Raw genomic sequence first — 13057 nt, 5'->3', positions numbered from 1 at the left:
GGGTCAGGCGACCGGGGTGGAGGCGTTCGAGGCGGAGACGGTCGACGCGGTCGACTTCGCGAAGCTGAGCTCCGCGTCTTCGAACTCGGCGCTGACCCGGTGGAAGTCGATGCAGTGCCCGCTGCCGGGCAGAAGAGCGATGTCCGTGGATGCTGCGGAAGTGAACCCGTCACGGTACTCGTCGACCTCCTGCGGGCTGGTGACCCAGAGATGGTCGAACTCGCCCTGACGATGGAACACCGGCACGGTCACCCGGCCGCAGATCTCGGCGCGCCTGGCGATCCACCCACCGGTGATGTCGAGCAGTTCGGCCTTCGGAACGAGGGTGTTCGACGGATAGCTCGCGGCAGGCATGTCGTCATTGAGTGTGTCGGCAGGGCCGAACATCAGTTGGTCCTTCATGGCCACGGGCAGATCGATCATCGGAATCGGCGGCAGAGCTGCCCACGCCCCCGCCGACTCAGCGGGAACGCGCACGAGGCAGCCCGAGGTCGCGAGACCTGCGAGGGGCCAAGCAGGGCGGGATGCGGCGATCGCGGTCGCGATCGCCCCTCCGATCGAGTGGCCGACCAGCACGACACCCGATGCCTCGCCGCCGTGCTGGTCCCAGATCTCGCCGATCGCGTTGTCGAGAACCGCGGCGTTGGCGAGGATGATCGAATCGTCGCTCTCCAGGGGGCTCGAACCGACGTAGTTCGGGCGGTCGAGCGCGATCACCGGAACGCCGGCCGCCTCGCCGCGGTCGAGCAGCGAGTATCCCGGGATGTCGAAGTACTCCGACGAGTAGGTTCCTCCGTGGATCGCAACGACGAGCGGCGTTCCGGCGACCGGCTCGACGCCGTTGCTGCGGCCGGTGTATGTGCGGCCGTCTGTCGTGGTGTGGGTGAACGAGGTGGACATCGTTGTCCTTCCTGTCTCTGCATCGAGAACGTGACAGGGAACCCTGAGGCAGGTTCCGCTACTCGCTACGATATATCAGCAACGGGACCGGTGGAAGAGGACCTCCCCGGCGTCTTCTCGGCCGGTTCAGCCGATCACTGCGAACGGTCCCGGCCCTGTTGATCGCCATAGACCTAGGTCTCTTCTGCTGAGGGGCCGGGGGAGGGCACGATGGCGACATGAAGATGAAACGGGCTGTCACGATCGTTGCCGTGGGGGGCATCCTGGCGCTCGTCAGTGCGTGCAGCCCTGCGGGATCCGGGGCTCCGGCGAGTTCGCCTGCCACCGCCGGGCCCGCATACGCGTCAGCGTTGAACAGCGACGTGCCCGATGTGATGAAGGACAACGCGATCCCCGGGGTCGTCGTGCTCATCACGTCCCCCTCGAAGGGCGACTTCACCGCCGAATTCGGTACCGCCGAGCTCGGGTCGGATGTCGCGATGTCGATCGATGACCACGTGCGGGTCGGAAGCAATACGAAGACGATGACCGGCACCGTGATCCTCCAGCTGGAGCAGGAGGGCAAGCTGAGCCTCAGCGACCCCATCTCGAAGTTCCGTCCCGACGTGCCCGGCGGGGAGAACATCACTCTTGCCGAACTGGCGGAGATGCGGAGCGGCCTCTACAGCTACACGTCCGACGCTGGCTTCAACGCCACTCTCGACTCCGACCCCCAGAAGGCGTGGACGCCCGACGAACTGCTCGCGATCGCGTTCAGCCACCCGGTGAACGCCGCCCCGGGCACCGAGTTCGAGTACAGCAACACGAACACCGTGCTTCTCGGAACCGTCATCGAGAAGGTGACCGGCATGTCGGCGTCGGAGGCCTTCGACGAGCGCATCTTCACGCCCCTCGGGCTGAAGAACACGTCGCTGCCTGCTGCCGCCGATTCATCCATTCCCGACCCTCACGCGCACGGCTACCAGTTCGGCACCAACGTGAGCACGATCGACAGCTACGCCGTTCCCGAGGCGGAGCAGGCCGGCGCACTGGATGGCACGGTGAAGCCGGTCGACCAGACGAAAGCGAACCCGTCGTGGGCCTGGACGGCGGGTGGGGCGATCTCGACGCCGAACGACCTTGCCGTGTATGTGAAGGCGATGGTGGGTGGCGGGCTGCTCGACGACGCGGAGCAGAAGGCGCGATTCGACAGCGTGCAACCGATCGACCCCGCAAACCCGAACGTCGGTTACGGGATCGGCATCGCGCAGTTCGCCCCCGGAATCTACGGGCATGACGGCCAGCTGCCCGGTTTCTCGAGCTTCATGGCCTACGACGTCACCACGGGCGACACGATCATCATCGGATGCAACCTGTCGGCGTCGCCGGTCACCGGCGAGAACGCGGCCGTCGTCGTGGCGAAGTCGGTCATCGCAGAGCTCTACGGCTCGTCGGTGGTGCCGCCCGACGACCTCGAGAAAGACGAATAGCCCGGCGCTCCAGCCGGAGACCGTGCCCGAGTGTTCTGGAGGAACGACGATGACGAAGACCACCCGCGGCGCACGGCGTCGGTGCGCACTCGTGTTCGGCACGGGGGTGGTGGTCGGCAGCATCCTTCTCGCCGGCTGCACCTCGACCGGCACGCCGGCCCCGACGGCTTCGTCTGTGACGTCGGCTGCATCCGGCGCCCCGGCATCTGTCATCCCGTCAGCCGCCCGTCCCACGGCGCCAGCGGGGGAACTGCCGGCGGAGCTGCAGAGCCGGCTGCAATCCGCCGTCGACCGGATCATGGCCGACAACGCGGTACCGGGTGCTGCGGTCGGAGTCTGGATCCCCGGCGAGGGGTCGTGGACGTCGGCCAGCGGCGTCGCCGACATCGCCACGAACCAGCCGGTCAGCACTGACATGCAGTGGCCTCTCCGCAGCGTCACGAAGTCCTACACGGTCACCCTGCTGCTACAGCTCGTCGATGAGGGCCTGGTGAGCCTCGACGACACGCTCGCCACGTATGTCGACGGCGTCACCGACGGCGACACAATCACGTTGCGGCAACTCGCGGACATGTCCAGCGGCAACGCCGACTACACGAACGACGACTTCGCGTCGGCCTTTGTGGCGAACCCTGACCGCATCTTCACGTTGGACGACCTCAACGGGTTCGTTCTGGGACGGCCCGCCCAGTTCGCTCCGGGGGCGAAGCGGGTGTACACGAACGCCGACACGAACCTCCTGGGGGCGGTGATCGAGAAGGTGACCGGCCAGCCCTTCGCCACTGTTCTCAGGCAGCGGATCCTCGACCCGCTGCAGCAGGCTGGCACGGACTACCTCACCGACATCGCCGACTGGACCGCGCCACACGCGACCGGGTACCAGGTCGAAGACGGTGTGACCGAGGCGCAGACCGAGAACCCGTCGATCTTCGCGGCCGCCGGATCGATGTTCACGACTCTCGACGACGCGCGCGTCTGGGCCGACACGCTCGGGTCCGGCGCGCTCCTGAGCCCCGAGACGCAGAAGGAACGGGAAGTGGGAGCGCCGCTCGACTCCGGCCCGCCCTACGACAGCTACGCCCTGGGAATAGGCGAGACGAGCGGCTGGTGGGGACACAATGGCGAGGGAATCGGCTTCACCGCCGCGGTCTTCCACAACGACTCCACCGGTGCCAGCATCGCAGTCTTCATGAACGAGTCGGGAGTGCCCGACGTGCATCCGGCAGACGCGACTTTCCGCGCCCTGGCCACCGTACTTGCAGAGGGGGCATGATCATGAGGCACAAGCGAACCCTGCGACTGATGACGATCTGTGCGCTGGTCACCGCGGTCGCGGCCACAAGCGGCTGCACGTTCGGTGGGGAGGCCGCCTCGAGCCCGGTCGGCACAGGCGGAGCGCTGCAGAGCGTCGCCGGGCTTCCGGATGCCGCACTCGAAGTCATGAACCAGCCCCAGTTCTCCGATGGCCGGTGGCTGATCTCGGTCGAGGACATCGACTCGGGAGAGACCGTGGTCGACCTCGATGCCCACAAGATGGCCGAGCCTGGATCGTTCGTGAAGACGTACAGCGCCGGCGCCGCGTGGGTGAAATGGGGCCCCGACCACACAATCAGCACCCCCGTGAAGCAGCTGGGCAGCACCTCGAACGGCACCCTCACGGGAGACCTGGTGCTGGTCGGCCAGGGCGACCTGACGATGGGCGGCCGTACCAAAGCCGACGGCTCGGTCGACTTCACGAACTTCGACCACAACGACGCCAACGCCCTGCCCGGTGCGACCCTCACCACCGAGAACCCCCTCGCGGGCCTCGATCAGCTCGCAGCCGGGGTGAAGGCGTCCGGGATCTCGGCCGTCGCGGGCGACGTGATCGTCGACGACCGTCTGTTCGAGGGGGAGCTTGTCGAGGAGCCGATCACGCCGATCATCATCAACCAGAATGTTCTCGACATCCTCGTGACGCCGGGCGCTGCGGGGTCGCCTGCGAGCGCTGCACTCACACCCGCTGTCGCACCGTGGAAGCTCGACAACCGCGTGCAGACCGTCGCCGCGGGAGCCACGACGTCGATCCCGACGCCGAGCGTCGCGGCCGACGACCCGAACACGATCGTCATCACCGGCCAGATCGCCGCCGACAGCGCTCCGGCCCTCAAGGTCCATGTTCTCGAAGACCCGGCGACGTTCGCTCGCACGGCGTTCATCGAGGCCCTGCAGCGCGCGGGGGTCACCGTCACATCGAACCCGACCGCGGCGAATCCCGAAGGCTCACTCCCGGAGTCGTCTGCTGTCGCCGCTCTGCCGACCGTCGCGCAGCTGACCTCGCTCCCGCTCGGGCAGGAGGTCACCTACGTGATGAAGATCAGCTACAACCGCGGGGCGCAGACCCTCCTCTGCCGGCTCGCCGTCGCCGCAGGGGAGACGGACTGCGACGAGGGCCTGGTCGAGGCGCAGAAGATCTGGAGCGAGGCCGGGCTCGACACCACCGGCGCTTCGCTCATCGACGGATCGGGCCTCGACGGCAACTTCATCACCCCGAAGAACGCGGTCGACATCCAGACGATCTTCGCCAAGCGCCCCGACGCGGCCGCCTGGCGCGACACACTGCCGATTCTCGGGGTCGACGGATCTCTCGCCGACGTTCAGAAGACCAGCCCTGCCGCTGGGAAGGTGTTCGCGAAGACCGGAACGCTGCTCGGCGGCGACGCGTTCAACAACCGCTACCGACTCGTGACGAAAACCCTCGGCGGAGTCATGGACACGGAAAAGGGCCGACACCTCGCCTTCACCATCATGGTCAACCAGGGCTTCTACACCGATGCGGCGGGTGTCTTCCAGGCGAACGACGACGTCGGTAATGTCGCTGCCCTCATCCAGCAGGCCTACTGACGGAAGGCTCTGAGAGATAGCGGATGACCGCCAGCACCCTGCGGTGATCGTCGGCGTCAACCGGCAGACCGAAGGCATCGTAGATGCGTGACGTGTGCTGCACGATGGCTTTCTCGGTGAGGTTCAGAGCGGCGGCGATGCGAGCGTTGCTGCGGCCCTCGGCCATCAGACTGAGCACCTCGCGCTGGCGGGGTGTCAGGTCGTGCACGGCGGCGTTCGTCAGGCTGGCACGCGTGACCAGCACGTGAACGACCTCGGGGTCGAGGGCGGTACCTCCTGCCGCGACACGGCGGAGATCGGCGGTGAAGGTCGAGACATCCGCTATCCGCTGCTTGAGCAGATACCCGACTCGTCCGGTACGCCGGTCGAGGAGTTCGGTGGCGTAGCGCCGCTGCACGTACTGCGAGAGCACCACGACGGCCACATCGGGCAACGACCGCCTGATGCGGAGCGCGGCGAGCAGTCCCTCGTCGGTGTGTGTCGGAGGCATCCGGATGTCGGTGATCACCAGGTCGGGGTGGAGGCGTACGACCTCCCGCTCGAGCTCGTCGGCCATACCGACCGCGGCGACGACCTCGAATCCATCATCCTCCAGCACATGCCGGAGGCCCGCCCGCAGCAGCACCTCGTCGTCACCGATCACAACGCGCATGGCAGCTCCACTTTCATGATGGTTCCCCTGTCGGGCGCCGATTCCAACCGGAAGGAGCCGCCCAGAACGTCGACCCTGTCGATCAGACTCTTCAGCCCGGTGCCGGCCTCCACGCTGGCACCGCCGACACCGTTGTCGCCGATCTCGATCGAGACGGTGTCTGACGACTCGTACACGCGCACCCACAGCAGCGTCGCCTGTGAATACTTGATCGCGTTGGTCAGGCCTTCGGCCACGACCACAAACGCGGTGTAGGTAATCGCCGGCGCCAGGGAATCGTCGTCGACATCGAGGTCCAGCGTCACGGGCAGCTCGAGTCGGTCGACGAGGTCTTCGGTCGCAGCAGACAGCCCGCGTTCGACGAGAGCCGCCGGCAGCACGTTGTGCACGAGACGTCGGAGGTCTGCGGCGGCATCATCGATGCGCCGCCGCAATTCGGTCGAGTTCGTGCGAGTGCCGGGTGCAGCATCCGGTGCATTCGCGATCTGCTGAGCCTCGAGAGCAAGCAGAACGAGCTGCACCTGCAGGCCGTCGTGCAGGTCTTGCGCGATACGGGTGCGTTCGCTGTCTGCGGCCTGCACGAGACGCAGCCGTGAGCCGAGCAGCGCATCGCGGCTCGCGACGAGTTCGGCCAGCAGCCGCTCACGATCGATGACGATCGCCAGCACCTGTCCGACCCGCCGCACGGCGTCGGGGTCGCCGATCAGACCGTTGTCGTAGACGATGGCGCCGATCAGACGTGAGTCGACCCGCACTTCGAGGGCGGTTCGCCCCTCGCCGGGGCCGGGTAGTTCGAAGTCCGCTCCGGAGGCATCGACATAGCGCGACCGTTCGGCGGCCCAGTAGACGACCTGCAGCGAACGATCGCCGAGCGTGCTGGCCAGGGCGGCCTCCGCCGATTGGCGGTCGGCCCCGGTCGCGCCGAGCCAGGTGCTGAGAGCATCGAGTTCGCCCGTGCGAGCGAACCGACCACCGAGCACACCCGCGAGAAAGGCCAGGGGAACGCCGGCCAGGAAGAGCACCTGGATCACTCCCACTGACACGCCGTCGAGCCCGAAGAGAGGAAGAACCAGACGTGCGGAACCGAAGACCAACACGGCGACGATCCCGTAGATGTAGAGGGGAAGCAGGATGCGGCGGTGCGCTGCATCTGCCTGCCGCAGGCGTCGCGCAAGCAGCACGGCTGTGGATCCGACAGCGGCGAGACCGACGATCCTCTGCACGGTCAACGTCGGATCGAACAGGTCGAGGGGGCCGGCCGTGCGGAAGACATACAGCGCCACCTGCAGGCCGACCGCGTTGACGTAACTGATCACCACGATCGCCACAGGAAGGCGCCCCCGCAGTCGACCGAGCGGAAAGGCGAGCAGGAGGTGGATCGTCACAGCGAAGATGCTTGTCGCGAAGGCGACACTGACCATCACGAGAACCGGGATGTCGAGGTTCTGCGCTCCGGCGATGAAGACCGCCAGGCCGCCGATGACGATGAGCGAGCCCGTTGCGTTACCGGGGCGACGCCACCAGGCCACCAGTCCGGCGACGATCCAGATCCAGAAGACCCCGGTGAAGAGCACGACGCCGGCGAAGTTCACCGAGTCTTCCAGCCCCACCGCGATCTGGAACAGACCGATGACGCCTGCGTTGACCAGAATGATGAGCATCGCGAGGTTCAGAGAGCTCGGACGGCCACTGCGGAGCCGCAGCGCCCCGCCCGCGGGACCTTCGCCGAGTCGGAGTGGCGCCCCGGTGGCAGGAGGTTCTCCGCTCGTCATCGTCAGAGCCTCCCGCCCTCCCGAGGGTCGCCCTGCGCCCCAGCCCACCCGAACAGTCTTGCGGGCGTCGAGCCGGAACGCCATAGACCTGCGTCCTCTGTGTATGTCCCGACTGTGCGCAGCCGGCCGGCGGTGGGCCTGGATGTCGGGGTCGGAAGCGGGACCTGGGTCTATTGCTTCGCCCGGACCGGCCTGCGAGCGTGGCTGGGGTGGATGTCGAGGAGAGGACGCTCGTGATGCGGAGCTCCGGCCGTGCCCCCGGCAGGCGCCGACGGCTCCGAGCGATGCCGTGGGCGATCGGCAGCGCCATCGTCGCCGTCACGGTTGCACTGTCGGGATGCACCGGTTCCGGTTCCGTGACTTCGACATCACCCGCTGCCACGCCTGCCTCCGCCGATCCGGTGGTGAGCGCTCGGGTCACCGACCTGGTTGCGCAGAAGATGGACGACTACGATCTGCGATCGGTGATCGTGAGCATCCGGAAAGGCGGCGAAGACGTCGTGACAGAGGCGTTCGGTGAGTCCCTGCCCGGAGTGCCGGCGAGCACCGAGATGCATTTCCGCAATGGTGCTGTCGCGATCTCGTACGTCGCGACCGCGCTTCTCGTTCTGGTCGACGAGGGAAAGGTCACGCTCGACGACAGGCTCTCGACCTGGATGCCCGAGGTGCCGCACAGCGACCAGGTGACGCTCGGCGAACTCGCCCGGATGACCTCCGGCTACCCGGACTACGTGGCTGACTCCGACTTCCTCCACGCGCTCGATGCGAACCCGTTCAGAAGGTGGACCCCCGAGGAGCTGTACTCGATCGCGACCTCGAAGCCTCTGGTCTATCCACCGGGCACCAACTGGAACTATTCGCACACGAACTACATCCTTCTCGGCCTCGCGCTGGAGAAGATCACCGGCACTCCGATGAGCGAACTGCTGCAGGCGAAGGTTCTGGGCCCGCTCGGGCTGACCGGAACCCGGGATTCGGACACCCCGGCGGTGCCCGAGCCGGCACTGCACGCCTACACCTCCGAGCGCCGAGGCTATCTCGGCCTCCCGACCGAGACCGAGTTCGTCGAGGATTCGACCTACTGGAACCCCTCGTGGACGATCACGCACGGTGCGGTGCAGACGACCACGATCCGCGATCTCGCCCGTACCGCAGAGGCCGTCGGAACAGGCGAGCTGCTGAGCGAGGAGTCCCACGCCGCCCAGATCGACACCGGCCTCCGCGGCAAGACGACGCAGGTGCCCGGGTGTTCGACGTGTTTCCCGCAGTCGGAGGTGTACACCTACGGTCTCGGCGTCGTGATGATGGGTGACTGGATCCTGCAGAACCCGATGTTCAGTGGCACCGCTGCCGTCGACGCCTACCTGCCCTCCGAGAGAGCCACGATCGCGGTCGTCGTCACCTTCGAGCCCGGCGCATTCGGTGCAGACGGGAGCGTGCGCAACCGCGCCACGGATCTCTTCCGCGACCTCACCGCCATCGTCGCGCCCGACGCGGTGCCGCCGACCCGCCAGTGAGTCGGCTCACCATCCGTGTATTGCGCTTCGACCGGCTCGCGCATCCGCCTGACGACTACGGGGTGGGTGTCGGGGTCGGCGTCGCGGTGCTCTCCGGCACCGCCGCCTGGTAGGTCGTCGCGACGAACGTCTGGAAGGCGGCCGAATCCGAGACCGAGCCGGTGTAGGCGGTGCCGTCGACCACGACGAGGGGAGTGGCGGTCAAGGTCGCCACGTCGGAGTTCGGCACGTTCGCCTTCGCCCGGTTGGATGCATCCACCACCCAGTTGTCGAACCCGCCGGACGTGATGCAGCCCGACACCTCGGTCGAGGTCACGCCGGCCTTGGTCACGAGGGCGACGAGGTCGCTCGTGTTGAGCCCGGCGCCGGCGATCGTGGCCGCGTCGGCGATGAGGGCGTTGTGCACAGCCAGAACGCTGGACGGTTCGCTGTTCGCGACGCAGGCGATGGTGTTCGCGGTGCGCATCGACTGGCTGTTCGCGTCGAAGCTGGCAAGTGCGACCGGATGGATCGAGAGCGTTGCGTAGCCCTGAGTCACCCAGCCCTGCACCGTGCTGGCGTTGGTGGTCTCGAAGGTGGTCGCATCCGGGCTGGCGTAGTCGATGTAGAGGTCGACCGCCAGAACCCCGTTCGACGGGTCGAAGCTGGCCGCCGCCGGACTCGCCCCAACATCGATGGCGGCTGTCGTCGACGGTGTGGTCGTCGTACCGTCTCCCGTGAACAGGATGCCGTCGGTGGCCATGTTCGCCGGCCCGATCAGGCCCGCGCGCACGGTGCTGAAGATCACGAGGCCGGCGATCGCGAGCACGGCGACACCGACCGTGATGAGGCTGGTGCGCCGGATGACGCGGTTGCGCGCCTTGCGTCTCCGGTCCTCCTCGCGCTGGAGCTTGGCCATCTCACGCTGGAGAGCCTGCCGTTCCTTCTTCGGCAGACCCTTCAGTTCCGTCTCGAAACTCTTCGCCGGCACCGGTGCTCCTCATCCGTTCCCGCGCGCCGCAGAACAGGCGCGTGCAGCAACCGACTGTAGGAGAGCCGCCTATGAGCCAGCTATCGACGCGCTGTACGAGCTTCGAGAACTCTCAGCGCCGGGCGGCGCGGCGGGTTCGCCGGTGAGACGACTGTCCCTGGCAGTGAGCCAAGGGTAGGTTGAGGTCATGAGCAACCGCGGTACGAGAACAGGCCTGGTGATCGTCGGCGTGATCGCCCTCATCGTGGGAGGAGTCTTCGCCGGGCAGGGCGCGAACCTCATCCCCGGCAGTTCCATGACGGGTGACCGCATGTGGCTGTACATCGGGTTGGTCCTTGCGGCCGTCGGCGTCGTTCTGATCGTGCTGGGGCTCCGCCGGTCGGGGCGCGGCCGCGCAGACCGCTGAGGCCTCCCCGCGCAGACGGCGCTGGGGCCTCCCCGCGCAGACCGCTGAGGCCTCGCGTCGCGGCTCAGTCCGGGCGGTCGACCGAGCGCCGCCGCCGCACGATCACCACGACCGATCCCGCCACCAGCAGCGCGCCGGCCAGCAGGTACAGCAGCTGCGCGAGGCGCACCTCGGCGAAGGTCGCGCCCGCCATCAGCGCCCAGCACGCCACGAGAAGCGCCGCCCAGACCACGAGCAGCCCGTCGATGCGGGGAATGCTTTGCACGAACCGCGCGAACCGGCGGCCGGCCGCGCGCCGGAGCTGCACGAGGTAGACCACGATGAAGATGCCGGAGCCCACGGCGACCGTGGCGAGGAAGTCCTGCCAGACGGTGCCGTAGAGCGGTGAGTCGGTGGGCTGGCTGGCGCCGCTGAAGGCGACGGTCACGACCGCGAAGGCGATCCAGAGGATGAAGTGGATCCGCCGGAGTGCGACGGCCGCGACGGCCCGGAGGTTCCGCACGGCGACGGCAGAGCCGGGATCCGCCTGCAGGATGTCGATGAAACCCGCCGCCGCACTCCCCGCCCGCCCCTGCCGCAGCATCACGAGCGACAGATTGTTGCGGGCCGCCGGGTGGTCGGGCTGCAGTTTCAGCGCCGAACGGAACGCCGCCTCGGCGACGGGCCAGTTCTGCTGGGCGAGGGCCACGTTGCCGGCGGTGAGGTGGGCATCCGGTTCCAGGGGCGCGAGCCGCACAGCTTCGCGGGCCGCATGCTCGGCGTCGGCGGTGATGCGCTTGGCCGCGATGTCGACCTGCGCCACTTGGGCGTGCGTGACCCACAGCTCGGGGGCGAGGCTCTGGGCGGTACGCGCCGCGGCCTTGGCCTCGGAGATGTTCCCGAGCTTCGAGTACGACAGCGCCACGAGCCGCCAGGCCCACTCGTTGTCGGGCGTGCGCACGAGAGCCTGCTGCGCCGCCTCGAGCGCCCGCGCGGCCTGGCCGGCCACGAGGTGGGCCTGGCTCGCGAGGCAGAGTCCGCGGTCGTCGTCCGGATGCGCGGCGAGGTGCGGAGCGAGGGCCCGCAGGGCGTCTGCCGGTTTGCCGAGCGACAGGTAGGTGCGGGCGTGAACCAGCGCGGCATCCTCCTGGTTCACAGGCGCCTGGCCTTCTTGAGGTAGGACTTCAGCTCGGTGTAGGTGCCGTCGTCGTCGCCGAAGAGCACCACGTTGCGGGCACTGTCGAGCCAGCTCGTCGTCGAGGGGGTCACCTCGCGCAGAGCCTCTGTCACGTCGTTCATGGTGATCAGCCGCAGCTCGCCCGTCTCAGCGCTGTCGATCAGGGCCCGTTCGGCCGCGACCTCGCACACGTAGGCGATGTCGGCGCCGGAGAGGCCGGCGGATGCCCGGGCCAGCGCCTTCAGCTCGATCCCCTCGACGGGCCGGTGCTGCAGGTGGTAGCGGAAGATGGACTCGCGCGCCTCATCGTCGGGCGGCAGCACGAGCACGGTGCGGTCGAAGCGCCCGGGGCGGCGGAGGGCGGGGTCGACATCCCACGGCTGGTTGGTCGCGGCGAGCACGAAGACGCCCTCGTTCTGGTCGGCGACGCCGTCGAGTTCGGTGAGCAGCTGGTTGACGGTTCCGCGGAGTGCACTGTTGCGGGTCTGGCTGCGGCGCTGCCCGAGCGCGTCGATCTCGTCGAAGAAGATCACGCAGGGTGCCTCGCGGCGGGCCAGCTCGAACGCTTCGTGCACGTTCTGCTCGCTGTTGCCGAGCAGCGGGTCGAGGATGTCGCTGAGCCCCACGCTCAGGAAGCGGGCGCCGAGCTCCCCGGCGATCGCGCGGGCGATGAAGGTCTTGCCGCAACCGGGAGGTCCGTACATCAGCAGCCCGCCGCGGAGGCTCTTCGAGTAGAGCTTCCGGAGTTCGGGGTTCTGCAGCGGTGCGAGGAAGGCGGCGTTCAGGCGCTTCTTGATCGAGGTCATGCCGCCCACGTCGGCGAGGGTGATCACCGAGCGTTCGATGTCGAAACCGGATCCCGGCGCCACCGAGGGCTGGGCGTCGGTGAACATCGGCTGCGCGAGTTCGTGCACGTCGTTCTCGGCGGCGGTCCAGTCGAAGTCGGCGGGCGGCGGCGGAGGCGGGGCGGCGGGCGGCGTTGCGGCGGGCGGAGTCACGGGTGCGGTGGCTGTGGGTGCTTCGGCGGACGCGGTCGGGGGCGTAGGGGGCACCGCGGGCGCGGGCGCGGCAGGAGGTGCGGCGGAGTCGGCGGGGCTGGTGGCGGCGGACGGCGCGGGCGTGGGCCTAGGCGCGGGCGCCAGCGCCTCGCTCATCAGCTGCCGGGCATCCACATTGTCGGGCGCATCCTGCAGCACGCCCGCGGCCAGCGAGACCGCCTCGGCCGCGGAACCGGCCTTCACCAGCAGCTGGCCGAGCAGCAGCCGGAGGGGGATGTCATCGGGGGAAGAGGCGATAGCGCGGCGCAACGAGCTGATGAGTGGCTCTTCCATG

The 13057-nt window shown here is 68.1% G+C and carries 11 protein-coding genes; 5 read left to right on the top strand and 6 right to left on the bottom strand.

Annotation, left to right across the window (positions count from 1 at the left end):
- Positions 1–3: 3 nt before the first annotated feature.
- Entirely contained in the window at positions 4–900 is an 897-nt protein-coding gene (locus FB464_RS08425) for an alpha/beta fold hydrolase (RefSeq protein ID WP_116414261.1), read from the bottom strand.
- 218 nt (positions 901–1118) lie between these two features.
- On the opposite strand from FB464_RS08425, the gene FB464_RS08420 reads away from it, so the two are divergent.
- Genes FB464_RS08420 through dacB form a run of 3 tightly spaced genes read left to right on the top strand, consistent with a single transcriptional unit; the run spans position 1119 to position 5252 of the window.
- A complete protein-coding gene (locus tag FB464_RS08420) occupies positions 1119–2369 on the top strand; it encodes a serine hydrolase domain-containing protein (RefSeq protein WP_246092980.1) in 1251 nt (416 codons plus the stop codon).
- Positions 2370–2418: 49 nt separating this feature from the next.
- Complete coding sequence (locus FB464_RS08415) at positions 2419–3642, top strand: serine hydrolase domain-containing protein (protein WP_116414262.1); 1224 nt, start codon at positions 2419–2421, stop codon at positions 3640–3642.
- Between the two features lie 2 nt (positions 3643–3644).
- Complete coding sequence (gene dacB / locus FB464_RS08410) at positions 3645–5252, top strand: D-alanyl-D-alanine carboxypeptidase/D-alanyl-D-alanine endopeptidase (protein ID WP_211327340.1); 1608 nt, start codon at positions 3645–3647, stop codon at positions 5250–5252.
- Here the strand turns inward: dacB and FB464_RS08405 are convergent.
- Both FB464_RS08405 and FB464_RS08400 read right to left on the bottom strand, forming a co-directional pair.
- Positions 5233–5904: a response regulator transcription factor gene (locus FB464_RS08405; RefSeq protein ID WP_116414264.1), complete on the bottom strand. Its 672-nt coding sequence runs from the start codon at positions 5902–5904 to the stop codon at positions 5233–5235. The genes dacB and FB464_RS08405 overlap by 20 nt on opposite strands.
- Positions 5892–7676, bottom strand: coding sequence for a sensor histidine kinase (locus tag FB464_RS08400; RefSeq protein WP_170151884.1), 1785 nt, complete (start codon positions 7674–7676; stop codon positions 5892–5894). Before FB464_RS08400 ends, FB464_RS08405 begins: the two co-directional genes overlap by 13 nt.
- A 209-nt stretch (positions 7677–7885) precedes the next feature.
- On the opposite strand from FB464_RS08400, the gene FB464_RS08395 reads away from it, so the two are divergent.
- Entirely contained in the window at positions 7886–9193 is a 1308-nt protein-coding gene (locus FB464_RS08395; protein WP_211327341.1) for a serine hydrolase domain-containing protein, read from the top strand.
- Positions 9194–9248: 55 nt separating this feature from the next.
- Here FB464_RS08395 and FB464_RS08390 read toward each other — a convergent pair whose 3' ends face one another.
- Positions 9249–10163 (bottom strand): DsbA family protein, encoded by a 915-nt coding sequence (locus FB464_RS08390; protein ID WP_116414267.1) that lies wholly within the window; start codon positions 10161–10163, stop codon positions 9249–9251.
- A 187-nt stretch (positions 10164–10350) separates the two neighbouring features.
- Here FB464_RS08390 and FB464_RS08385 point away from each other — a divergent pair, with 187 nt between their 5' ends.
- Positions 10351–10569 (top strand): hypothetical protein, encoded by a 219-nt coding sequence (locus tag FB464_RS08385; protein WP_116414268.1) that lies wholly within the window; start codon positions 10351–10353, stop codon positions 10567–10569.
- 64 nt (positions 10570–10633) lie between these two features.
- Here FB464_RS08385 and FB464_RS08380 read toward each other — a convergent pair whose 3' ends face one another.
- Both FB464_RS08380 and FB464_RS08375 read right to left on the bottom strand, forming a co-directional pair.
- Positions 10634–11704 (bottom strand): tetratricopeptide repeat protein, encoded by a 1071-nt coding sequence (locus tag FB464_RS08380; RefSeq protein ID WP_116414269.1) that lies wholly within the window; start codon positions 11702–11704, stop codon positions 10634–10636.
- Entirely contained in the window at positions 11701–13056 is a 1356-nt protein-coding gene (locus FB464_RS08375) for an ATP-binding protein (protein WP_116414270.1), read from the bottom strand. The genes FB464_RS08380 and FB464_RS08375 overlap by 4 nt, the downstream gene beginning before the upstream one ends.
- Between the last annotated feature and the right edge of the window lies 1 nt (position 13057).

This window comes from Subtercola boreus (assembly GCF_006716115.1).
GTDB classification, from domain to species: Bacteria; Actinomycetota; Actinomycetes; order Actinomycetales; family Microbacteriaceae; genus Subtercola; species Subtercola boreus.
The sequence above is the reverse complement of the archived record's forward strand: the minus strand, read 5'-3'. Positions and strand labels throughout refer to the sequence as shown.